A 22,654-nucleotide genomic window follows, 5' to 3' on the forward strand; every position below is an offset into this window, starting at 1 on the left:
CGGCGGGGTGCCCGGATCGGCCGCTTGCGTGCCGGCCGGTCATGGCCGCGCCATGCCTGCGTCTGCTCCGCGCGCTTCGCCCCTCTTCGGGGTTGAAGAACATGACCATTACCGTTGCTACCTTGGGATTCCCGCGGATCGGCCCGCGGCGCGAACTCAAGCACGCGCTCGAAGCCTATTGGGGCGGCAAGACCAGCGAGGCGGATTTGCTCGACGCTGCATCGGGGCTGCGCACCGCGGCCTGGGCGCGGCAAAAGGCCTTGGGCGCCGACTGGCTGCCCTCGAACGACTTCTCGCTCTACGATCACGTGCTCGACACCAGCATGATGCTCGGCGCAATCCCCGAGCGCTATCGCAGCGCCCATGGCGAGGCCGATCTCGCCACCTATTTCGCGATGGCGCGCGGCACCACCGGCGACCAGCATGACGGCTGCGGCCATGCCAGCGTCACTGCGTGCGAGATGACCAAATGGTTCGACACCAATTATCATTATCTCGTTCCCGAGCTTGCCGCCGGGCAGAAGCTGGCGCTCAACCGTTTGAAGGTGGTCGACGAATATCGCGAGGCGAAGGCGCAGGGTTACGAGACGCGGCCGGCTCTGCTCGGACCGGTGACATGGCTGAGCCTCGCCAAGGGCCGCGACGTCGATCCGTTCGACTATCTCGACGAGGTGCTCGGGCTCTATGCGGCGATCCTCGGCCAGCTCGCGCATGCCGGCGCCGAATGGGTGCAGATCGACGAGCCGGTGCTGGTGCTCGACCTCGACGAGAAGCAGCGCCGCGCGCTGACCCGGGCCTATGCCAAATTGTCGCGTTCGGGGCCGAAGCTGATGCTCGCCACCTATTTCGGCGGGCTCGGCGACAATCTCTCCTTCGCCGCCGCGCTGCCGGTGGCGGGGCTGCACGTCGATCTGGTCCGCGCACCCGGCCAACTCGACGCCTTGCTCAAGGCCGCGCCGAAAACACTGCTGCTCTCGCTCGGCGTGGTCGACGGCCGCAATGTCTGGCGCGCCGATCTCGACGCCTTGCTCGACCGGCTCGAACCCATCGCGGCGACCCGCGATCTGGTGCTCGCACCTTCCTGCTCGCTGCTCCACGTGCCGGTCGATCTCACGCTCGAGAAGAAGCTGGGCGATGTGACCGAATGGCTCGCCTTCGCAGTGCAGAAGGTCGAGGAGCTGGCGGTCCTCAAGCGCGCGCTCGACGAGGGGCGCGGCAGCGTCGCGGAGGAACTGGCCCGATCCGCGCAGGCCAATGCCAGTCGGCGGGCATCGCCTTTGGTGCACAATCCGCAGGTCGCCGCCCGCGCGGCGGCGGTGACCGATGCGATGTACGAACGCGCGACGGGCATTTCCGAGCGGAGCGTCGCGCAAGCGGCGGTGCTCGGTCTGCCGGCCTTCCCGACCACCACGATCGGCTCGTTCCCGCAGACCAATGAGGTGCGGGGTGCCCGCGCCCGGCGCAACCGCGGCGAGCTGGACGCGGCGGCCTATGAGCGCTTTTTGCGGGAAGAGACGGCGCGGACGATCGCCTGGCAGGAGAAAGTCGGGCTCGACATGCTCGTCCATGGCGAGTTCGAGCGCAACGACATGGTCCAGTATTTCGGCGAGCAGCTGTCGGGCTTCGCGTTCACCGTCAACGGCTGGGTCCAGTCCTATGGTTCGCGCTGTGTGCGGCCGCCGATCCTCTATGGCGACGTCTCGCGGCCCGCGCCGATGACGGTCGAATGGTGGCGCTATGCCCAGAGCCTGACGCCGAGACCGGTCAAGGGCATGCTCACCGGGCCGGTCACCATCCTCAACTGGTCGTTCGTCCGCGACGATCAGCCGCGCGCCGAGAGCTGCAAGCAGATCGCGCTCGCCATCCGCGACGAGGTGGCCGATCTCGAAGCGGCGGGATGCAAGGCGATCCAGATCGACGAGGCGGCGCTGCGCGAAGGCCTGCCGCTGCGCCGGCGCGACTGGGAGACCTATCTCGAATGGGCGGTCGCCGCGTTCCGGCTCTCGGCGGCGGGGGTGGCGGACGCGACCCAGATCCACACCCATATGTGCTATTCGGAGTTCAACGACATCTTGCCGGCGATCGGCGCGATGGACGCCGACGTCATCTCGATCGAGACCGCCCGCTCGCAGATGGAATTGCTCGAGGGCTTCGCCGCCTATCGCTATCCCGGCGCGATCGGGCCGGGGGTTTACGACATCCACGCGCCGCGGGTGCCCGGCGAGGCGGAGATGGTGACGCTGATGCGGCTCGCCCAGCAGCATCTCCGCCCCGACCAGCTCTGGGTGAACCCCGATTGCGGGCTCAAGACCCGGAAGTGGGACGAGGTCAAACCCGCGATCGAGGCGATGGTCGCCGCGGCGCGGACCTTGCGCGCAGCGGCGTGAGGCGGGCCGGCGCGCAGGGGTTGGGCCCTGCGCGCCGGCTTTCATTCGCCGGTGACCAGCGGGTGCCGTCCGCGGAAATCGTCGAGCAGGCGCTCGATGATGGCGTTCTCGCCATTGCTGCCCGAGGGGGCGACCGACCAGTTGCAATGCGGGTGTGTCTCGGCGCTGTACACCCGCACCTTGCCCAAAGCCGCGCGCCAGTCGCGCTTGCTGCCGCCGGCCCGGCGCACCAGCGCCGTGACCAGAAGATCCTGAAGCTCGCTTGCGGTCATTCGGTCGGGCGGCCGCCCGGCTTCCATTCGGGCCGGGCCTTGCTGTTCGCGAGGCTGGCGAGCGGGGCGACCAGCGACTGGATCGCGCGCGCCATGAACGGCAGGTCGAGCCGCTCGATCACATCCTCGGGGGTGTGATAGGTCGGCACCGTCGCCCAGCCCGACACGGTGTGCGCGACCACGCCCTTCAGCGCCAATGCATAATTGTCCGAGCGCTGGAAGAAGTTCTGCTCGGGATACGGATCGGTGGTGACCAGCGCGCCATGCGCCTTCAGCGTCTCGCCGAAGGTCGAGCGCTCATACCCGGTCATCATCATCGTCCCCGCGGGCAATTTGGGGTCCTGCTGGCCGATCATCTCGATCTCGAGATTGGCGACCATTTCGCCGAGCGGCACCGGCGGATGCTCGGCGAACCAGCGCGCGCCGAACCCGCCGGCTTCCTCGCTGCCATAAGCGACGAACAAGATGCCGCGGCGATGCTTCTTGCCGACGAGGGAGCGCGCCAGCTCGAGCACCGCGGCGGTGCCCGAGGCGTCGTCATTGGCGCCGTACATCACCTTGCCGTCGGGGCGGACCCCGAGATGGTCGAGATGCGCGCTGACGAGCAGCACGCCCGCTGCCGGATCGGTGCCGGGGATATAGCCGAGCGCATTGGTGGTGACCTGCGCCTGCTCGACCAGTCCGGGCAGTTCGAGCGCGATTTGGGCGCCGTCCTGCGCGGCGAGCTTGTCGAACGCAGCGTCGTCCAGCGCCACGACGGTCGGGCGGAGCCGCGGGGTCTCGCCCTTGATAGTGCGCGGCAGGCGGGGGCGGCCGCCGATCCGGTCATAATATTCGCGCAACTGGGCATTGGCGCGCAGGATCACCAGCTTGACCTTGGTCGGGTCCACGCCGCCGGCGAACTGGAGCCCGTTGACCCCTGCGCCGGTGACGATCACCGCGTCGGCGGCGGGAACGGCCCTGGGGTCGGTGCCGGCATAGACGGCGAGCTTGCCGCGGACCGGCTGGCCGGTCGAGGAGAAGAGCAGGGGCGCCGCGACGGGCGCGCCATTGGCGGTGAGCACCGGCGCGCCGTCGAGCCGCATGCTGACCAGGTCGACCGGCTGGGTATAGCCGGTCATCCCCGGTGCGGGGGCGAGGCCATAGCCGCGGAACATCGCGGCGACATAGGCCGCGGCGGCGGCCTCGTCGGGCGTCGCGCTGCCGCGGCCGCGCAAGCCCGGGCCGGCGAGAATGTCGACATGCGCGCGGACATGCTCGGGCGTGATCCTGGCGGGCGCGCGCTGGGCCGAGGCCGGCGCGGCGAGGCCCGTCGCCAGCGCGCCGGCGAGGAGGAGGGTCTTCAGTTTGTGCATGTTGCCCCGGTGGTTGGATGTGGGAGCGAGCTTAGGAAGCGGCGGGACGGAGGGCAACGGGGCGCGAGTGACAAGATCCGAATTGGTTGACACGGTTGACACGATATCGCGTTTGTCCGGCTGCGGTTGACACGATAAGTTGTTGATATCATTCAACGTTGGCTGGCGGCCCCGCTTGCGACGGGACACCGACGCGGCATGCGCGCGCCACCGACGCGCCACCTGGGTCACACCGACGCGACGCGTACGCGACGTCTGCGCGACACTACGGCCGCATCTGCGCGACTGTGATGCGTCCGCGAAGTTGCGATCATCGATCCCGACCGTGTCAAAGGGCAAGCCGGCAAAGCCGGCCGCCCGAGGCAAGCAGGTGAAATCCTATTTTGCAAGGGGATGGGCGAGACGGATTGCGAGCGGAACGCATTCGCCATCAGAACCGGAAGCGAGCGGAAGCTGGATCGCGGCTGCACATGACGGTGAGAGAAGGCGCCTTGGCGGCGGCATCATGAACTGTAGGCGGATGCACACCTGCTCGCGGATCGGGCGAATCAGATGGTTCTGGCAATCATCCTTTTCGGCGATATTCCTGCTCGCCGTGACTGTCTTCTTGCCCCGATTGCTCCTGCTGCAGTGGGCGCTGGCTGCTGCTGGCCTCGATTTGGTTCGGGCAGCACCTCAAAGGGTGGCGACTGCCGCCGACGACCTCCGGGTGATGCGCACCGAGCAAGGACCCAGCTTGACTTGTAGGAAAGTTCTTGTTTTGTTCCATATCGGAGGTGGGGCTTATGCAAGGACGAGAAACGGATTTCGGCACTCTGGCGCGGATAGCTTTTCGTTTTTATCTCCGCACCGGCCGCAGAATAGCACCGAACACAGCGATCGAACTGAAGTTCAATCCTTACCACGATCCACGGAATGGCCAATTTACCTTCGCGCCGGGAGGTCAGCTCTCGCTTCGGAGCGGGGCATTGTCGCCCCGAAACTATGCATCCGCACCCCCCGGCGGTCCCACCGGCCGGGGTGGTCGCGGGGGGCGGGGCCGGCGTTCCAGCAACAGCGAAGCCTTTCGAGACCCTATGCTGTTGCATCAGGTGTTTCCGGGTCTGCAATCGCCGGCAGCGCGCTCGATAATCTCAGCGGCGGATTATTTCTTCGATCTCACCGGTCCGGCGAGCGTACTGAATGCGGAACTCAGTTTGCTGAGGGCGAACGCCCTGCTGGCGCAGATTCAAAAGATCGACCCCAATTATCGTGTTCGCAGTCGCGGGATGACCAATCCCGAGACGGCGGCGGGCTGGAAGACCTATCTTGCCGGGTTGCGCATGGATCGTGCTGCCGCTCTCTATGGCGCTCGCGGTGAAACCGGACCTTTGCAAGTGGAGACTTTGCGGTTTCTGCAGGAGCGCGTCGACGCTGCCTATGCGGAGGGCCTGAAGAGGCTGAAGGCTGGAAAGATAGATACCCGCCTTTCGGACCGTGTCGGTTTGGGGAACTTTATCGACCTGACCGTACGAAAGGAGCTGAGGGAATTTTACAATATATACGGCATTCAGTTGACAAAGGCGTCCCCGGTTCGCGTAGTCCCGAGGGAGTATTGGACCAAAGGAGAAGAAAGGACGTTCTCGATACCGGATTCTCGCGTTGGAAGAGTGGCATTTGATATGACCCTTCATCAAAAGACGCTTGGAACTCCGCAAATAAGAAATTTCTTTGGAAGTGATTTTCAGCCAGATGTCATAATAATAGTGAGGCCAACGCAGTTGGGTCGTGGAAGTACATATGCGATAACCCGCCCAAGGAGCTGAGCATGGAATCATATAAGCCCTATGTTCCGCAGGATCTGGATGAACTCACCGATCTGATCGGATCGATGGTGTTGGGTTCTCCCAATTTTGTTGATACTTCCGGTTATTTTCCTGACAGGACGATAGAATCCGAGTATTTCGCGCTCAGCGAAGCACTCAAGGTCGTTCGAGCCGATCTGGGCGAGGAACGATATACCAAGCTGGTCGCGATGATGGACCGAACCAAAGCCTTTTTCACCTCACCGGTTGACGAGGATTCAGACGAGGTTTGGGTTGGAAGAAACCTGCTGCTCGAGATGTTGGAGCTGGTTGACGAGGCGATCCGCTCGCAGGGATAGCGGTATTGTCGGCCTGCCACCGCCGCGTCAGCGACGCTGGGGTGACGGAAGGGGCCGCGAGAGAAGCGCAGCCTTGATCTAGACGCCCCGCTTGACCGCCACCACCGCCGCATCGAGCGCCTGCAGGAAGCGCGAGCGGTCCGCCGCCGCGAAGGGCTTGGGACCGCCGAGCTGGTCGCCGCCGGCGCGGAGGTCGGCCATGATCGCGCGGGTCGCGATGGCGCCGCCGATCGAGCTGGTGGTGAAGGGCTTGCCGGTGGGGGCGAGGACGCGGGCGCCGGCCTTGAGCGCGCGGTCGGCGAGGAGGATGTCGGCGGTGATCACGATCGCGCCGGGGGCCGATTGTTCGGCGATCCAGTCGTCGGCGGCGTCGAAGGCGTCGCTCACCACCTGCCGGCTGAGCAGGGGGTGGACAGGAACGCGCAGATGCTGGTTGCTGACCACGATTACGGGGACCTCGTGGCGCCACGCGACCTTGTAGATCTCCTCCTTCACCGGGCAGGCATCGGCGTCGACGAGGATGCGGGGGGTGGTCATGGGCTTCCTTCTCCGCTTTTTCTCGTTCTCGTTCTCGTTCTCGTACTCCTGCGAAAGCAGGAGCCCGGGGCCGCATGCGGGCCGCCCGTGACTCTGGGCTCCTGCTTTCGCAGGAGCGCAAGGGCAAGACACGCCTCGCGTCGCGGACCGCCCCTCAACGCCGTTCGTGCTGCGCTTGTCGAAGCACCATTCTTCCAACCCAGGCAGAAGCTCGGCCCCTTCGACACGCCCAGGGCGAACGGGGAGAGGGCCGGAATCCCGACGCCTGCGGGGTCAGCCGCGCGGCGGGCCCTTGCGGTGGGGTTTGGCCTTGTAGGGCGCGGGCGGGCGGTTGGGGCCGCCATGGCCGCCGCGCGGGCCGCCGCGGGCGGCGCTCTGGTGCGGGGCGCGGCCGCCGCCGCCATGGCCGCCATGCTGGGGCGGGCCGTCGCGCGAGGGCTCGATGCGGACGTCTTCGTCGCCCTCATGGGTGCGCGCGACCGCGGCGGCGAATTTGGCGGCGATCGCGCTCGGGACCTGGAAGAAGGTCTCGTTCGGACCGATGCGGATCGCGCCGATCTCGTTCTTGGTGATGTGGCCGCGGCGGCAGATCAGCGGCAGGATCCAGCGCGGATCGGCATTCTGGCGGCGGCCGATATCCATGTGGAACCACGCGATGTCGTCGAAGCCGGGGCGATGGCGCTCCTGCTGCGCGGCGCGGCGACCCTCGGGGGTCTGCTCGATCATTTCCTCCGGCTGCGGCATCGCGGCGCGGTGCGCGTGGACCAAGGCGGCGGCGATCTCCTGCGGCGACTTCTCGGCGAGCAGGCGCTCGGCGAGCGCCAGATCCTCTTCGTCGGTCTCGACCGGCGCGAGCAAGGCGGCGAGCAGGCGCTCGCGATCATTGGCGCGGATCGCCTCGGGGGTCGGCGCCTCGATCCACTCGGCGTTGATGCGGGCGCCGCGCAGCATCATCTCGACGCGGCGGCGGCGCGGATAGGGGACGAGGAGGACCGCAGTGCCCTTCTTGCCGGCGCGGCCGGTGCGACCCGAGCGGTGCTGGAGCGCCTCGGCGTCGCGCGGCAGCTCGACATGGATGACGAGGCTGAGGGTGGGCAAGTCGATGCCGCGCGCGGCGACGTCGGTGGCGACGCAGACCCGGGCGCGGCGGTCGCGCAGGGCCTGCAGCGCGTGGTTGCGCTCGGACTGGCTGTGCTCGCCCGAGAGAGCGACCGCGGAGAAGCCGCGCTCGACGAGGGTGGCATGCAAGTGGCGGACATTGTCGCGGGTGGCGCAGAACAGGATCGCGGTCTCGGCCTCGTGGAAGCGGAGCAGATTGATCACCGCATGCTCGATGTCCGAGGGCGAGATGGTGACCGCCTGATAGGCGATGTCGCCATGGCCGCGATCCTCGCCGACGGTCGAGATGCGCAGCGCGTCGCTCTGGTAGCGGCGGGCGAGCGCGACGATCGGCTTGGGCATCGTCGCCGAGAAGAGGAGGGTGCGGCGTTCGTTGGGGGTGGCGTCGAGGATGTGCTCGAGATCGTCGCGGAAGCCCATGTCGAGCATCTCGTCGGCTTCGTCGAGCACCGCGGCGCGGAGCGCGGAGAGGTCGAGCGCGCCGCGCTCGAGATGGTCGCGCAGGCGCCCGGGCGTGCCGACGACGATGTGCGCGCCGTGGTTGAGCTGGCGGCGCTCCTTCGAGGCGTCCATCCCGCCGACACAGGTGGCGATGCGCGCGCCGCTCTGGCCGTAGAGCCACATCAATTCGCGGCTGACCTGGAGCGCGAGTTCGCGGGTGGGGGCGATGATCAAGGCGAGCGGCTCGCGGCTGGGGACGATCCGGCCGTCCTCGCCGATCAGGTCGCCGGCCATTGCGAGGCCGAAGGCGACGGTCTTGCCCGAGCCGGTCTGGGCCGAGACGATGAGGTCGCGGCCCTGCGCTTCGGGTTCGAGCACGGCGGCCTGGACGGGGGTGGGCGCGGCATAGCCACGCGCGGCGAGCGCTTCTGAAAGAAGCGCGGGGAGGTTCTGGAATTCCATGGAACCGCGCACATGGGGGTGCGGACGAGGAAGGGCAAGCGATTTCGGGGTTAATTGCGGCAAGCCCTGAGGCGGACGGCTACATCTCGAAGTCGATTTGCACGCTGGGGGCGGAGCGCTGGTGCGGACCGTGATGGACTGCCTCGACATTGTTGCCGTCGGGGTCGAGCAGGAAGGCGGCGTAATAGCCGGGGTGGTAATTGGGGCGATCGCCGGGAGCGCCATTGTCCTTGCCGCCCGCGGCGAGCCCGGCGCGGTAGAAGGCGTCGACCATGGCCTGGTCCTTCGCCTGGAAGGCGAGATGGTGGCGGCCGGTGAGCTTGCCGGCGGCTTCGGGGCCGTCTTTGGTCGAGACGAAGAGCTCGTCGTACCAGAAATGGCTGTCGGCGCTGCCGCCTTCGGGGATGCCGAGCACCTCGAACACCGCGGCGTAGAAGGCGCGGCTGGCGGCGAGGTCGGCGACGACCAACTGGACATGGTCGATCAGGCGACCGCGGTGGAGTTGCATGGCTTCCATGCTTGCAGGAACCTGCAGGCGCGGATCTGGTTCCGGGCGCGTAATTAAGCGGGGGTTCAGCGGCGGGGGGCGAAGCTCGGGCTCGCAGGGAGAATAGCCATGCGCATGCTCGCAATCGGAATCACCGCGTTCGTCGTCACCGCGGCACTGCTCGTCACCGCCGCGCCGGCTTCGGCGCAGATTGCCGGATCGATGCGCGGGCTTTCGGGAAGCCCGTCGATCCGCGGCGACATCCTCCGCGCGCCGCCCGCCGATCCGGGACTGGTGCAGCGCGTTTCGATCTCGCGCGAGATGGGCGGGATCCGCGATGCGATCCGCGGCGGGCGCGCGGCGGGGCAGCTCAGCCGAAGCGAGGCGCGGGCGCTGCGTCGCGAGGGCCAGCGGATCGAGGCGATGGGCGCGCGGCTCGCGCAGGGCGGCTATACTGCCGCCGAAGTCGCGATGCTGCGCAGCCGGACCGAGGCGTTGCGCAGCGCGGTGGTGGCGAAGCGCAGCCAGGGAGTGGGGGGCCGATAGCTTCGCGGTCCGCTTCGTACGTGCTATGACCCGCGTGCCAGTTCCAAGCCGCGCGTCGAACCCCAGCACGGAAAGTGCGCCGATGCCCCGGATCCTGCCGCCGCCGACGAAATACGATCCGCTGCGGCTGGTCCAGGCCAAGGCGGCGGGGCCGGCCGCGCCGGGTGTCGCGATCCCGCCGACCCGTTTCGATCCCGGCGTGCTGCATCGCGCGATGGTGATCCAGCGGGCGGCCGCGGCGGCGAGCCCTGCGGCCGCAGCCGCCGCGGCAGGCGGCGGCGCGGCCAACAGCAACGATACGCCCGCCGTCACCTATGCGCGCGGCCTGTCGCAGGCGGAACGCGAGCACTGCCTCAAGCAGGATGCAGTGATCGGCAGCGACCAGCCCGGGAAGAGCGAAGTCCTGATTCATCTCCAGAAGCAGGCGGCGGATTGCCTGGCGGTCTGGCTGGTCGAGAAGCATGGCGGAGCCTATGGCAAAGGCCTGAACATCGACTGGCTCAACGCCTGCTCCAGGAAAGTGAAGATACTCAATGTATCAGTAATCAGTGAAATTAAAAGTGGAGTTATAAAAGCGACGAATCCGAAAGTGATTAGGGCAAACAAGAGAAAGTATCTTACTACCGGTGACGAGGCGGCAATATTGCTCTTCAGAGGATTTGTTCTTGCCGGCGACACCCTTTGCCCGCCGGGAGCGGTGGCAACGGCCAAGAAATAGTGGCTAGAGCGCCTGCGCTGCCGCCCAGCCGCTCGCCCAGGCCCATTGGAAATTATAGCCGCCGAGCCAGCCGGTGACGTCGACTGCCTCGCCGATCGCATAGAGGCCGGGGACCTTGCGTGATTCCATCGTCTGCGAGGAGAGTTCGGCGGTGCTGATCCCGCCGATCGTGACTTCGGCCTTGGCGAAGCCTTCGGTGCCGTTGGGGAGGAAGGACCAGCCGGCGAGGCGGCGTTCGGCCTCTTGGAGCTTGCGGTCGGGCAGATTGGCGAGCTCGCCGGCGAGCGCGAGCTGCTCGGCGAGCGTTTCGGCGAGGCGATCGGGCAGGGCTTCGGCAAGCGCTTTGCGCAGCGTCGTGCGCGGGCGGGCACGCTTGGCCTCGATCAGCCAGCCGGGCCCGCGGCCGGGGAGGAAATCCACATGGATCGGTTCGCCGTGACGCCAATAGCTCGAAATCTGGAGGATCGCGGGGCCAGACAGGCCGCGATGGGTGAACAATGCGGCTTCGGGAAAGGCGGCCTTGCCGGCGCGGGCGATCACGTCGGTCGCGACGCCGGAGAGTTCGCGGAACAGCGCCTGATCGGGCGGCAGCGTGAGCGGGACCAATGCCGGGCGGGGCTCGACCACCTTGAGGCCGAAGCGGCGGGCGAGGTCATAGGCGAAGCCGGTGGCGCCCATCTTGGGGATCGACGGGCCGCCGGTGGCGATCACCAGAGCGGGCGCTTCATCCTCGCCGATCCGGTAGCGACCATCGGCGTGGCGGATTTCGCCGAGGCTGCGGCCGGTGCGGATCGCGACCTGCCCCGCCGCGCATTCGTCGAGCAGCATCGCGACGACCTGGCGCGCCGGGCCGTCGCAGAAGAGCTGGCCGAGAGTCTTTTCGTGCCACGCGATGCGGTGACGCTCGACCAGAGCGAGGAAGTCCTGCGCGGTGTAGCGGCCGAGCGCCGATTTGGCGAAATGCGGGTTGGCCGAGAGATAGCGATCGGGCGCGGTGTGGATATTGGTGAAGTTGCAGCGCCCGCCGCCCGAGATCAGGATCTTCTTGCCGACCTCGCTTGCGTGATCGAGCAGCAGCACCCGCCGGCCGCGCTGGCCGGCGATCGCCGCGCACATCAGGCCGGCGGCGCCGCCGCCGAGGACGATCGCGTCGTAGTTGGACATAGATGCGCGTTAGACGGGAAGGGGCAGGTTCGTAAGCCCTGGCGCGGCGATCGCGGGTTGGGCGAGCGTTCATCGCTCCCCTCCCGCTTGCGGGAGGGGTGGGGGAGGGCCTGACGCGCGTGCGTCGGATCGCGACCTTCCCGTCGGTCCCTCCCCTAACCCCTCCCGCAAGCCGGAGGGGAACCAGAAGAGGGAAGCGACTAATGCAGCTTGGCGATGCTCAGGCCGTCGAGCTTGGCGCGTTCCTTGACCGATTCCTCGCTGCGGGTCAGCGCCTTGGCGATCGCCTTCAACGCCATGCCTTTTTTGGCGAGCGTGTGCAGCTTCTGGATCTCGTCGGTGCGCCATGGCTGGCGGTGGCGTTCGAAACGCTCGGACATGTTGGTCTCCCGTTCAGTCTCGCGCAATGCCAGCCGGACGAGGCTGTGACCAGTTGCAGGAGGAGAATGCGATGCATGTCCTGATCGCCGCCGCGCTGATCGCGCAAGCCGCCGATCCGCTCTGTCCGCAGATCGCCCGGCTGACCGAAGGCGTGCGCGAGAAGGCGCCGTTCGCCAGCCTGCGCGCCGAAGGGTTCGAGTTGCGGTTGCTCGACGGCAGCCCCTGCTATGCCGACGGGCGCGGCTATCATTGCAAGCGGGTGCTGCTGCCGCCCGGGATGACCGAGGACTCGGTGACGGAACAGATCGCCGCCTGCCTGCCCGATGCGAAGATTTCTGTGGAAAAGACCGGGCGCTTCGGTCCCGAAAAGACTTTGGTGCGGGGTTCGGGCCTCGTCTTCGCGCTCGACGAGTCGGGGCACGACGAAGCGCATGTGGGCCGAATCCTGTTCGTGCTGGTGCGTCCGGGGACCGATCCCGCCGAAAATCTCTAGCGCCAAACGGAACGGGGCGAGCCCCTTTCGAGACCCGCCCCGCTGCGGTCTGTCGGATGCGCCGGCGCGTGCCGGCGGCAGCCTTACTTGACGTGCTTGGAGATGTGCTTGTTCATCTCGAACATCGTCACCTTCTTGGCGCCGAAGATCTTCTCGAGCTTGTCGTCAGCGAGAATTTCCCGCTTGTTTTCAGGGTTTTGGAGGTTGTTCTTCTTGATGTGATCCCACATCTTGCTGACGATCTCGCTGCGCGGCAGATCGGCGGTGCCGACGATCGCGGCCAGCTCCGGCGAGGGCGTCACCGGCTTGGCGATACCACCACGTGCTCCGCCAGCTGCTTTAGTTTCGGCCATTCTGTCTTCTCCTGTTCGCACCCGTTTCCGGGCTATTCCCTCGTCAGCGCACCCGGCTTGTGCGAAGCCTTCCCGCCGTTGTCGCTCTCGACGATGTACTGTGGTTCGTGCTCGGATGCACGCACCTGATGCCCTTTGATCGTGGTATCGCGCGTCTGTCTAGAGAGCACTTTGCCATGTGCGGTGCCTCCGTGCGATTTCCAGCTGACCCGATCGCCTTTCCCCAGATGCTCCGCCACCGTCGTTTCTCCTCGATCCTACACGGATCAAGCGCCGGGGAACCGGACCGGTTGCCGGTCCGCAACGCTTCGTCGCATTCGCGGTTCGGCTCGGCGGAAAGGCAGGGAGCGGGCGCGATAGAAGCGGGTGGCGGGCCGTGCTATCAGCCATGCGTCTCACGGGAGGGCGGAATGCGATTGCTGGTTTTGGGCGGGTTGCTGGCGCTGGCCGGTTGCGGCGGTGGCGGAACCACCGGCACCAATTATTCGGACCCGCCACCCATGGCCCAGATCGTCGCGACGCCCAGCCCGAAGCCGAGCGAGACGCCGACGCCGGAAGCGGGGACGACCGAGGTTGCGGCGGATAATGCCGTGGCGGCGGAGAATGCGGCCGAGGCAGAGGCGGCGGGCAACGCTGCGGAGTAGAGCCGAGCGTCCCATATACCTCTCCCCTTGACAGGGGAGAGGATAGCGCAGCTTGGCAGCTTGGTATCTGGCGGAGGTTGGCGAGGGGTAGAGCTCGCGCGGCTTCTGCGAAGCCGCTCGCCGCTCACCCAGCTCCGACCAGGGCCCGCTGAAGAAGCGAGCCCAAGTCTGCGCAACCCTCTCCCTTCGAGGGGAGAGGGAATGTGCGATCAAGCCGCGCGGCGGACCCTGGCGAAGCCTTCGAAGGTGGCGCGGACGTCGGGGGCGGCGTTCGCGGCGAGGCGGGCGACGCTTTCGATGAAGCGGTCGGCATCGGCGCCCGGGGCGCGATGGGCCATGGCCCAGTCGCCGAACTCGCGCGCGGCGATCGCCCGGCGCGAGAGCAATACGATAGCCCGGTGGCGGCTGTCCTGCCGGATGCGCTCGAACGCGGCCTCGACTTGCGTCTCGGGGCCCTCGATCGCCTGCAGGAAACGGGCGCCGTCCGAATAGAGCAGGCCGGTGATCGCGTCGCGGCGGTTATTGGTGCGCGACGCGGCGAGGATCGCGGCCGGATCGGCGTCCGCCGCATTCGGGGCGACGCTGCTGACATAAACGAGTTGAAGCATCTCGGGTCCTGATCGATCGGGCAAGGGCCGAAGCCATGCCGATCAAATATGAGGATTTTCTTGAGACGATGGACAAATGCCCCCGTCCGCGCCATTATCGTGCGGTGACCGATGTGCTGCACCTTCTGCGACTTATCCGCCCTTAGGGGCCGAACCGCTGCGCGCGCACGCCTCTAAGGGCAAGCAAGAACTTCCAGCATGCACCGCCACGCGCTACGGCGCGTCCGCGATCCTTGAGAGGCACAGTCCGATGTTGCGCGACCCGAGCGTAAAATACCGTCCCTTCCCGCAGGTCGATCTGCCCGACCGGCAATGGCCGTCGAAGACGATCAGCAAACCGCCGCGCTGGCTCTCGACCGACATGCGCGACGGCAATCAGGCGCTGATCGATCCGATGGACGGCGAGAAGAAGCAGCGCTTCTTCGATCTGCTGGTCAAGGTCGGCGTCAAGGAGATCGAAGTCGGCTTCCCGAGCGCCGGCGCGACCGAATTCGACTTCATCTCAGGGCTGGTGCGCGAGGGGCGCATCCCCGACGACGTCATCGTCCAGGTGCTCACACAATCCCGACAGGATCTGATCGAGACCAGCTTCCAGAGCGTCAAGGGCGCGAAGCAGGCGATCGTCCATCTCTACAACGCCGTGTCGCCGGCATGGCGCGAAGTGGTATTCCGGATGAGCCGCGACGAAGTGCGCGAGATCGCGGTGGCCGGCGCCAAGGTGCTGCGCGACGAAGCCGCGAAGCAGCCCGATACCGACTGGCATTTCGAATACAGCCCCGAGACCTTCTCGACCGCCGAGCTCGATTTCTCGGTCGAGGTCTGCGAGGCGGTGATGGAGATCCTTCGCCCGACGCCGGAGCGGCCGCTGATCCTCAACCTGCCCGCGACGGTCGAGGCGGCGACGCCCAACATCTATGCCGACCAGATCGAATGGTTCGGGCGCAACATCCGCAACCGCGATTCGATCGTGATCAGCCTGCACACCCATAACGACCGCGGCACCGGGGTCGCCGCGGCCGAACTGGGCATCATGGCGGGGGCGGACCGCGTCGAGGGCTGTCTGCTCGGCAATGGCGAGCGCACCGGCAATTGCGACCTCGTGACGGTGGCGCTCAACCTGTACACGCAGGGGATCGATCCGGGCCTCGACTTCTCGGACATCGACGAGATCGTCAATACGGTGAATTACTGCACCAACATTCCGGTGCATCCGCGCACGCCTTATGCCGGGGATCTGGTGTTCACGGCCTTTTCGGGCAGCCATCAGGACGCGATCAAGAAGGGCTTCGCGGCGCAGGAAGCGCGCAACGACCAGCTGTGGAACGTGCCGTATCTGCCGATCGACCCCAAGGATCTCGGCCGCGATTACGAGGCGGTGATCCGGGTCAATTCGCAAAGCGGCAAGGGCGGCGTCGCCTGGGTGCTCGAGCAGGATCGCGGGCTCAAGCTGCCGAAGCGGATGCAGGCGGATTTCTCGAAGCACGTCCAGGCGCTGGCCGACGAAACCAGCCGCGAGCTCAACGCCGCCGACATCCGCCAGAAGTTCGAGGCGGTGTATCTGCCGGGCGAGGGCGACCGCATCGCCCTGGTTGATTATGAGGAAACCGGCGCGGCGGGGAGCCGGGTGTTCGTCGGGCGGATCGCAGTGGACGGAATCGAGCAGAGCATCTCGGGGCGCGGCAACGGCCTGATCTCGGGCGTGATCGACGCGCTTGCGGGCACGACCGGGCCGTCGCTCGACGTGGTCGATTATAGCGAGCATGCGATCGGGCATGGCGCCGACGCGCAGGCGGCCGCGTATGTCGAGTGCCGGACGCAGGACGGACGTACGGTGTTCGGAGTCGGGATCGACGCCGATATCGCGACGGCGAGCGTGCGGGCGGTGCTGAGCGCGGCGAACCGGGCCTGAGGGCAGAGCATTTCTGCCGTCACCCCGGCCTTGTGCCGGGGGCCACCATGCCGGTCGGTCCAGAATAAGAGCCGAGAGGGTCTCGCGTGCCGCGCGGTGGACCCCGGCACAAGGCCGGGTGACGGTTTAGGGAGGCGAGGCGTGACCGCGTCGCCCCCCAGAGCCTCAATTATAGGTCAGGCCGTAATAGCCGTAGACGCGCTCGCCATAGGCCTGGTCGTAGGCGGGCGGTTCTTCCGCGGTGTAGCGCGGCGCGGCTTCGAGCGTTTCCTTGTCGATGTCGACGACATAGCCGCCCTGTTCGGTGTCGTAGCCGAGCTTCTCCCATGGCAGCGGATAATAGTCGCTGCCGAGCCCGAACACGCCGCCGAACTGGAGCACGGCATATTCGACCTGGCCCGAAAACTTGTCGACCATGAAATTGTAGATCGACCCGAGCTTCTCGCCCTGCTCGTCATAGACGGCGGTGCCCTCGACCTTGTTGGAGGCGATGAGGGCTTCGGTCTCGTCGGTCGCGATCTCCGCGTCGTTGGCGATTTCCGTGTCGGTCATAGCAAATCTCCTCGACTCAGCCCCCGCCGGCAGCAGGAGGATGCGCCCGGGCGGTGACTCGGCGATGACAGGGCGGCGGGGTGACGCTTCAGCGGGTCGGGTCGATCAGATATTTCTCGCCGGTCGCCTTCCTGGCATAAGCGGCGACCCTTGCCGGATCGAGCGCCTCGGCGAGGCCGATCGTCGCAGTGTAGTGGCTGGCGAAAGTGGTGGTCAGCTCGGCGGCGACGCGGGCGCGCAGGCGCATATTGCCTTCCATGCCGAGCTTGATCAGGAACGGGGTAAGCAGGAAGCCGCTGACGCCCCATGCGAAGCCATAGCCGCGGTCGAGCTCGGTCGGTCCGAGATCGAGCGCGCCATAGATATAGGCCTGCTTGAACGTCGACGAACCGTAGCGGCTATATTCGGTTGCGTTGCGGTTGGCCGCGGCTTCCATCGCGTGGAGGATCGCATTGACGAGGCGGCCGCCGCCGATCGCGTCGAAGGCAAGGGTGGCGCCGGTCTCGGCGATCGCGTCGGTGAGCTGCTCGCGAAAGTCCGGGGCGCTGCTGTCGACGACGTATTTCGCGCCGAGCTCGCGGAGGATTGCCGCCTGTGCGGCGCTGCGAACCACGTTCACCAGCGGGACGCCGTCGGCGAGGCAGATCCGGTTGAGCATCTGGCCGAGATTGGATGCGGCGGCGGTGTGGACCAAAGCCTTGTGGCCTTCCATGCGCAGCGTCTCGACCATCGACAATGCAGTCAGCGGATTGACGAACATCGACGCGCCGTCGGCGGCGGAGGCGCCGTCGGGGAGCGGGATGCAGTCGCGCGCGGCGATCTTGCGGTATTCGGCATACATCGCGCCGCCGATCATCCCGACCTTCTTGCCGAGCAGCGCGGTCACATTCTCGCCGGCCTGCACCACGGTGCCGGCGCCTTCGTTGCCGACCGGGAGCGACTGATCGAGCCGGGCTTTCATCATTCCCATCCGCGCCGGCGGGATCGCGGCGGTGAGGGTGGGGCGATCGGGGGTGCCGGCGGCGGCGAGCGTCGTCATGTCGGCGGGACCGAGCAACAGGCCGAGATCGGACGGGTTGATCGGCGCGGCCTCGACCCGCACGATCACTTCGTCGGGTCCGGGCGCGGGCAGCGTGACGGGTTCGAGGTGGAGAGTGAGGCGCCCGTCGCCGGAGACGGTGGAGCGGAGTTCGAGGCCGGTCAACGCATCGGGCATATATTCTCCTGTCAGTCGCGGCGGCGAGTGATCTCGCAGCCGATCTTCGCGTCGGGATAGATATCGAGCTTCATCGAGCGGACCCGCACTTCGCGGACGCGCGGATCGCGCAGCGCGAGGGCCGCCACTTCGTCGCACAATACCTCCTGCAGCGCGAAATGGCGCGACGTGGCGAGCGCGTGGATCTCGCGGCGGAGGAAATCATAGTCGACCACCGCATGGATCCGGTCCTCGGGCGAGGCATTGTAACGGCAGGTCATCGCGACGTGCAGCACCACGCGTTGCGGCGCCTGCTCATGGGCGTGAATGCCGAGGCCCATGACCAGTTCGAGATCGTCGAGCAGGATCGTATAGTCAGGCAAGCGGGCGCTCCCGGCCTTCGAACATCACGTCGCCGTCGCGCGGCAGGAAACGCTGGCCGCAATCGACGAAGACATTTTGTCCGGTGATGCTGGGACAGGTGAGCAGATGCTCGACCGTCGCGGCGATGTCGTCGAGCGCGACCGGATGCTGGAGCAGATTCTGGCGGGCATGTTCGGCGAATTCCTCGGCGGTCTGATCGAGGCTCTGGAGGGTGAGGCCGGGCGAGACGGCGTTGACGCGGACCCGCGGGGCGAGCGCGCGCGCCAGCATCTCGGTCGCCGCGGCGAGCGCGGCCTTGCTGCAGGTATAGGTGAAGAAATCGGGGTTGAGGTTGGCGACCTTCTGGTCGAGCAGATTGACCACTGCGCCGCGCGGCAGATCGTCCTGTTCGGCGAGCGCCGACGCCAACGCGACCGGGGCGCCGAGATTCACGCGCATATGCTGGTCGAGCAAGGCGAAGTCGGTGATCGGCAGCGCGTCGAAGGCGAATTGCGAGGCGTTGTTGACGAGGCCGTCGACCGGGCCGCCGAGCCCTTCGCGTGCCGCGGCGATCAGCGCCGGCGCGGTGGCGGCGTCGGCGAGTTCGCCCTGTACGACACAAGCGTTGCCGCCCGCGGCGGCGATCGCGGCGCGGAGCGCCTCTGCATCGTCGGGGGCATGATGGTGGTGGATCGCCACGGCATGGCCGCGCAGCGCGAGCCGGCGGGCGATGCCGGCACCGATCCGCCTGGCGCCGCCGGTGATCAACACTCTCACGCTGCAACGCTCCAGATCTCAGCCGTTCGTTTCGAGCGAAGTCGAGAAACGTATATCGAGAAAGCGCTTCTCGACTTCGCTCGAAGCGAACGGAAGGGGAGACAGCCCGTGTCCCTCGGTAGGCCGAGCAAAGCGTTTCTCGACGTCGCTCGAAGCGAACGGGGAAGGGGGCCGCCTGGCCGCATCAATAGCCCATCAGCTTGAGCACTTCCTGACGGCTGCGCTCGTCTTCGCGGAACACCCCCATCATCCGGCTGGTGACCATGGCGACGCCGGGGGTGCGGACGCCGCGTGCGGTCATGCAGGCGTGGCTCGCCTCGATCACCACGGCGACGCCGACCGGCTTCAATCCGTTCCAGATGCAATCGGCGACCTCGGCGGTGAGGCGCTCCTGCACCTGCAGCCGGCGGGCGAAGGCGTGGAGCACGCGGGCGAGCTTGGAGATGCCGACGACATGGTCGCGGGGAAGATAGGCGATCGACGCCTTGCCGATGATCGGCGCCATGTGATGCTCGCAATGCGACTGGAACGGGATGTCCTTGAGCAGGACGATCTCGTCATAGCCGCCGACTTCCTCGAACACGCGCGACAGATGCTGCGCGGGGTCCTCGCCATAGCCCTGGCAATATTCCTTCCACGCGCGGGCGACGCGCTGGGGCGTGTCGATCAGTCCCTCGCGGGCGGGGTCGTCGCCGGCCCAGCGGATCAGGGTGCGGATCGCGTCCGCGACGTCATCGGGGACGGCGATCTTTGCGGGCGGCGCGACCAGATCGCCATCTTCCGCAGGATCGTGAATTTCCGCCATCTACCCGTCCTTCCAACCTTGATCCGGTTTACGCTACGGCAACCGACGTTCCACCGCGCGGCACCTGTTGCGCATCCGTACCGCTCGGTGAAAAACGGCCCGAAACCGCGGAGTTCCGCGCCGCATCCCGTTGACGGCTTCAAAAATGCAGCGTTAGTTGCATGCGTAATAAAAGCAACGCCGACACCGATTAGGCACGGGTGGCGACAGGAGGGGACAATCGCATGAAGAAGCTCGATTTGCTCGCGGCGACTGCGCTGGGCCTGCTATTGGCGACGCCTGCTTTCGCGCAGGATACGGCCGCGCCGACGGCGCCGGCCGACGAAACCCAGACGCAGGAATATCAAAGCGCCAACGACATCATCGTCACGGCGACCCGGCGCAACGAGACTGTGCAGGACGTGCCGATCGCGATCACCGCGATCGGGCCCGAATTGCTCCAGAACGCCGGGGTCGAGAATGTCCGCGATCTCGAGCAACTGGCGCCGTCGCTGCAGAGCTCGACCGGGCAATCCTCGGCGACGGGCACCACCATCTATCTGCGCGGCATCACCACCGGCGGCGACAATCCGGGTTTCGAGCCTGCGGTGGGCGTGTTCATCGACGGCGTGTTCCGCGCACGTGCCGGCGTGGCGATCTCCGAGCTTCCCGAGCTCGAGCGGGTCGAAGTGCTGCGCGGCCCGCAGGGTACCCTGTTCGGCCGCAATACCTCGGCCGGCGCGCTCAGCATCTACACCGCCCAGCCGCAGTTCGAGACCCACGGCTATGTCGAGGGCATGTACGGCAACTACAACGCCTATGGCGTCAAGGGCGCGATCACCGGGCCGGTGAGCCAGTCGCTCGCGCTGCGCCTCGACGCGGGCTATCGCAAGCGCGACGGCTATATCAACGACGCCAACAGCGACCGCGCGATCAACGACGTCGATCGCTGGAACGTGCGCGGCCAGGCATTGCTCGACAGCGGCGACATCACCTTCCGTCTGATCGGCGACTATTACCAGACCGACGAGCAATGCTGCGGCGCGGTCTCGGTGGTGCGCGGACCGCTCGCGCCGGCGCTCCAGTCGATCGCCGCGGCGCAGGGGCTGGTCGGGCTCTATACCGGGCCGGGCAGCGATCGCACCCAGGCGATGTCGCCCAACCGCGACTATGCCGAGAAGATCAAGGATTGGGGCTTCTCCGGCGAGCTCAACTGGGATCTGGGTGGCGTCAAGCTGACCTCGATCACTGCCTATCGCGACTGGCAGGTGGTGCGGAACCAGGACATCGACTTCTCGGGCGTCGACCGCGCCTATCGCGACGGCTATCGCAACGAGCTCAACGACTTCACCCAGGAACTGCGCCTGCAGGGCTCGGCGTTCGGCGACAAGCTCGACTGGCTGATCGGCGGTTTCTACCTCAACGAAACCAACAAATTGCGCGACGTGGTGCAGATCGGCAATGACGGCAATCGCTATGTCGATACCGTGTTCGCCGGCCAGCTCCGCGCCGGCTTCGGCACGCCGTTGCAATTCTACGGCTCGCTCGGCCCGACCGTGCCGACCCTGGGTGCGGCGTTGCTCAACCCTGCGGTTCCCAACACCTTGCCGGCGCTGACCGCGGCCTATGGCGCGCTGGCGCCGCTGGTCGGCTGTTTCCGCGCGCAGGCAGGCACGGCGCCGTCCGCCGCCTGCGTGATCCCGGGCTATCCGAGCACGCCGATCCCGGGCCTTGCCGCACTGGCGGCGAGCCCGCTGCCGGGCGCTGTGGCGGGCCAGGGCAACAGTCCCGACGATTTCCGGGTCAAGACCAATGCCTTCGCGTTGTTCACGCACAACATCATCAACGTCACCGACAAGCTTTCGGTAACGCTGGGTGCGCGCTGGAACCACGAGACCAAGGACATGACGGCCTCGATCAACAACAATCTGGGCAGCTGCACCTTCTTCAACCGGGTGCGCGCGGGCGATCCGGCGGCGACCGCTTATGCCAACGTGCTGCGCCAGGTCCCGGGGCTGTTCAACAATCTGTTCCTGCTGAGCTGCAACCCGGCGGTGAACACCGAGTTCAACGGCAATTACCAGGACAAGTTCACCGACAACGAGATCACCGGCACCGCCAAGCTGGCGTTCAAGGTCTCGGACAAGTTGCTGGCCTATGCGAGCTTCGATCACGGCTACAAATCGGGCGGCTACAATCTCGATCAGGCGACTTTCGATTCGGTGCTGCTCGGCGGCAACGGCGCGCAGGGATCGGACCTGCAGTTCGGCGCCGAGACCAACGACGCCTATGAGATCGGCTTCAAGGCGAGCCCGAGCCGCGAATTCTCGCTCAACGTCGCGGCCTTCTACATGAACTTCTACAATCTGCAGTCGCTGGTGTTCTCGGGCAACAATTTCGTCGTCCAGAACGTGCCGAAGAGCATCAGCAAGGGCGTCGAGATCGAGTCGACGATCCGGCCGACGCAGAGCCTGACCTTCCAGCTCGGCTATAGCTGGATCAGCGCCAAATATGACGACTCGAACGATTTCACCGGCACGCCGCTGCAGGGTCAGGAAGGCCGGCAGTTCAACAACCAGCCCGAGCATACGGTGACGGTCGCCAGCACCTGGACTCCGCGGCTGAGCGACGGCCTCAACGGGCTGATCCATGTCGACATGCGCTACAACAGCGAAGTGACGATCCCGTCGGGCAATCCGAACCCGGTGACCGGGCGGACGCCGATCAACAACGAAGGCTATCCGCTGATCAGCGCCGCGATCGGGCTCGAATCGGCGAACAAAAGGTGGAAGGCCGAGTTCTTCGTCGAGAATCTGACCAATCAATTCTATTACGTCACCGGCTTCGCGGTCCCCGAGCAGACCGGCAATTATGCCGGCTATCCGGGCATGCCGCGTTTCTTCGGCGGGCGCGTTCGCCTCGGCTTCTGAGGTTCGATTTCGCGATACGAAGCGGCCGGGGCGA

The 22,654-nt window shown here is 66.5% G+C and carries 24 protein-coding genes; 9 read left to right on the plus strand and 15 right to left on the minus strand.

Annotation, left to right across the window (positions count from 1 at the left end):
- Positions 1–101 precede the first annotated feature (101 nt).
- Positions 102–2,387, plus strand: a complete 2,286-nt coding sequence (gene metE / locus Q9Q95_RS19620; protein WP_306098848.1) for a 5-methyltetrahydropteroyltriglutamate--homocysteine S-methyltransferase — start codon at positions 102–104, stop codon at positions 2,385–2,387.
- A gap of 41 nt (positions 2,388–2,428) precedes the next feature.
- On the opposite strand, the gene Q9Q95_RS19625 is transcribed toward metE, so the two are convergent.
- On the minus strand, positions 2,429–2,659 hold the full coding sequence (locus Q9Q95_RS19625) for a hypothetical protein (protein ID WP_306098849.1): 231 nt from the start codon (positions 2,657–2,659) through the stop codon (positions 2,429–2,431).
- Complete coding sequence (locus Q9Q95_RS19630; RefSeq protein ID WP_306098850.1) at positions 2,656–4,014, minus strand: M28 family metallopeptidase; 1,359 nt, start codon at positions 4,012–4,014, stop codon at positions 2,656–2,658. Before Q9Q95_RS19630 ends, Q9Q95_RS19625 begins: the two co-directional genes overlap by 4 nt.
- 1,076 nt (positions 4,015–5,090) lie before the next feature.
- Here Q9Q95_RS19630 and Q9Q95_RS19635 point away from each other — a divergent pair.
- Positions 5,091–5,819, plus strand: coding sequence for a hypothetical protein (locus Q9Q95_RS19635; protein WP_306098851.1), 729 nt, complete (start codon positions 5,091–5,093; stop codon positions 5,817–5,819).
- A gap of 2 nt (positions 5,820–5,821) precedes the next feature.
- Positions 5,822–6,157 (plus strand): hypothetical protein, encoded by a 336-nt coding sequence (locus Q9Q95_RS19640; protein WP_306098852.1) that lies wholly within the window; start codon positions 5,822–5,824, stop codon positions 6,155–6,157.
- A gap of 78 nt (positions 6,158–6,235) precedes the next feature.
- On the opposite strand, the gene Q9Q95_RS19645 is transcribed toward Q9Q95_RS19640, so the two are convergent.
- The 3 genes from Q9Q95_RS19645 to Q9Q95_RS19655 all read right to left on the minus strand — a co-directional run bounded on the left by Q9Q95_RS19645 (position 6,236) and on the right by Q9Q95_RS19655 (position 9,224).
- Entirely contained in the window at positions 6,236–6,694 is a 459-nt protein-coding gene (locus Q9Q95_RS19645) for a YaiI/YqxD family protein (protein WP_306098853.1), read from the minus strand.
- A gap of 273 nt (positions 6,695–6,967) precedes the next feature.
- Positions 6,968–8,716: a DEAD/DEAH box helicase gene (locus Q9Q95_RS19650; protein ID WP_306098854.1), complete on the minus strand. Its 1,749-nt coding sequence runs from the start codon at positions 8,714–8,716 to the stop codon at positions 6,968–6,970.
- A gap of 79 nt (positions 8,717–8,795) precedes the next feature.
- Positions 8,796–9,224 carry a VOC family protein gene (locus Q9Q95_RS19655; protein WP_306098855.1) on the minus strand — a complete coding sequence of 143 codons (429 nt, stop codon included), beginning with the start codon at positions 9,222–9,224 and terminating at the stop codon, positions 8,796–8,798.
- Between the two features lie 108 nt (positions 9,225–9,332).
- On the opposite strand from Q9Q95_RS19655, the gene Q9Q95_RS19660 reads away from it, so the two are divergent.
- Together Q9Q95_RS19660 and Q9Q95_RS19665 are read left to right on the plus strand one after the other, a co-directional pair.
- A complete protein-coding gene (locus Q9Q95_RS19660) occupies positions 9,333–9,749 on the plus strand; it encodes a hypothetical protein (RefSeq protein WP_306098856.1) in 417 nt (138 codons plus the stop codon).
- A gap of 82 nt (positions 9,750–9,831) precedes the next feature.
- The gene (locus Q9Q95_RS19665) at positions 9,832–10,467 is read left to right on the plus strand and encodes a hypothetical protein (protein WP_306098857.1); all 636 of its coding nucleotides are present in this window, start codon (positions 9,832–9,834) and stop codon (positions 10,465–10,467) included.
- A gap of 3 nt (positions 10,468–10,470) precedes the next feature.
- Here Q9Q95_RS19665 and Q9Q95_RS19670 read toward each other — a convergent pair whose 3' ends face one another.
- Both Q9Q95_RS19670 and Q9Q95_RS19675 read right to left on the minus strand, forming a co-directional pair.
- Positions 10,471–11,631 (minus strand): NAD(P)/FAD-dependent oxidoreductase, encoded by a 1,161-nt coding sequence (locus Q9Q95_RS19670; protein WP_306098858.1) that lies wholly within the window; start codon positions 11,629–11,631, stop codon positions 10,471–10,473.
- Positions 11,632–11,831: 200 nt separating this feature from the next.
- Positions 11,832–12,011, minus strand: coding sequence for a hypothetical protein (locus Q9Q95_RS19675; protein ID WP_025561070.1), 180 nt, complete (start codon positions 12,009–12,011; stop codon positions 11,832–11,834).
- Between the two features lie 71 nt (positions 12,012–12,082).
- Between Q9Q95_RS19675 and Q9Q95_RS19680 the strand changes: the two genes are divergently transcribed.
- Complete coding sequence (locus Q9Q95_RS19680; RefSeq protein WP_306098859.1) at positions 12,083–12,505, plus strand: hypothetical protein; 423 nt, start codon at positions 12,083–12,085, stop codon at positions 12,503–12,505.
- Between the two features lie 83 nt (positions 12,506–12,588).
- On the opposite strand, the gene Q9Q95_RS19685 is transcribed toward Q9Q95_RS19680, so the two are convergent.
- Both Q9Q95_RS19685 and Q9Q95_RS19690 read right to left on the minus strand, forming a co-directional pair.
- Positions 12,589–12,858 carry an SWIB/MDM2 domain-containing protein gene (locus Q9Q95_RS19685; protein ID WP_306098860.1) on the minus strand — a complete coding sequence of 90 codons (270 nt, stop codon included), beginning with the start codon at positions 12,856–12,858 and terminating at the stop codon, positions 12,589–12,591.
- 32 nt (positions 12,859–12,890) lie between these two features.
- Positions 12,891–13,097, minus strand: coding sequence for a DUF2945 domain-containing protein (locus Q9Q95_RS19690; RefSeq protein ID WP_306098861.1), 207 nt, complete (start codon positions 13,095–13,097; stop codon positions 12,891–12,893).
- A 171-nt stretch (positions 13,098–13,268) separates the two neighbouring features.
- Here Q9Q95_RS19690 and Q9Q95_RS19695 point away from each other — a divergent pair, with 171 nt between their 5' ends.
- Complete coding sequence (locus Q9Q95_RS19695; protein WP_306098862.1) at positions 13,269–13,502, plus strand: hypothetical protein; 234 nt, start codon at positions 13,269–13,271, stop codon at positions 13,500–13,502.
- A 209-nt stretch (positions 13,503–13,711) separates the two neighbouring features.
- On the opposite strand, the gene Q9Q95_RS19700 is transcribed toward Q9Q95_RS19695, so the two are convergent.
- Positions 13,712–14,110, minus strand: coding sequence for a BLUF domain-containing protein (locus Q9Q95_RS19700; RefSeq protein ID WP_306098863.1), 399 nt, complete (start codon positions 14,108–14,110; stop codon positions 13,712–13,714).
- Positions 14,111–14,360: 250 nt separating this feature from the next.
- On the opposite strand from Q9Q95_RS19700, the gene leuA reads away from it, so the two are divergent.
- Positions 14,361–16,019, plus strand: a complete 1,659-nt coding sequence (gene leuA, locus Q9Q95_RS19705) for a 2-isopropylmalate synthase (protein WP_306098864.1) — start codon at positions 14,361–14,363, stop codon at positions 16,017–16,019.
- Positions 16,020–16,184: 165 nt separating this feature from the next.
- Here the strand turns inward: leuA and Q9Q95_RS19710 are convergent, their stop codons facing one another.
- From Q9Q95_RS19710 to folE, 5 genes are all read right to left on the minus strand, one after another.
- A complete protein-coding gene (locus Q9Q95_RS19710) occupies positions 16,185–16,571 on the minus strand; it encodes a PRC-barrel domain-containing protein (RefSeq protein WP_306098865.1) in 387 nt (128 codons plus the stop codon).
- A gap of 88 nt (positions 16,572–16,659) precedes the next feature.
- Positions 16,660–17,787, minus strand: a complete 1,128-nt coding sequence (locus Q9Q95_RS19715) for a zinc-binding dehydrogenase (RefSeq protein WP_306098866.1) — start codon at positions 17,785–17,787, stop codon at positions 16,660–16,662.
- An 11-nt stretch (positions 17,788–17,798) separates the two neighbouring features.
- Positions 17,799–18,149 (minus strand): dihydroneopterin aldolase, encoded by a 351-nt coding sequence (locus tag Q9Q95_RS19720; protein ID WP_306098867.1) that lies wholly within the window; start codon positions 18,147–18,149, stop codon positions 17,799–17,801.
- Positions 18,142–18,906 carry an SDR family NAD(P)-dependent oxidoreductase gene (locus tag Q9Q95_RS19725; RefSeq protein ID WP_306098868.1) on the minus strand — a complete coding sequence of 255 codons (765 nt, stop codon included), beginning with the start codon at positions 18,904–18,906 and terminating at the stop codon, positions 18,142–18,144. Before Q9Q95_RS19725 ends, Q9Q95_RS19720 begins: the two co-directional genes overlap by 8 nt.
- Positions 18,907–19,090: 184 nt before the next feature.
- On the minus strand, positions 19,091–19,711 hold the full coding sequence (gene folE / locus Q9Q95_RS19730; protein ID WP_306098869.1) for a GTP cyclohydrolase I FolE: 621 nt from the start codon (positions 19,709–19,711) through the stop codon (positions 19,091–19,093).
- 224 nt (positions 19,712–19,935) lie between these two features.
- On the opposite strand from folE, the gene Q9Q95_RS19735 reads away from it, so the two are divergent.
- The gene (locus Q9Q95_RS19735) at positions 19,936–22,620 is read left to right on the plus strand and encodes a TonB-dependent receptor (protein ID WP_306098870.1); all 2,685 of its coding nucleotides are present in this window, start codon (positions 19,936–19,938) and stop codon (positions 22,618–22,620) included.
- Positions 22,621–22,654 lie beyond the last annotated feature (34 nt).

The organism is Sphingomonas sp. DG1-23 (assembly GCF_030730875.1).
GTDB lineage: Bacteria > Pseudomonadota > Alphaproteobacteria > Sphingomonadales > Sphingomonadaceae > Sphingomonas.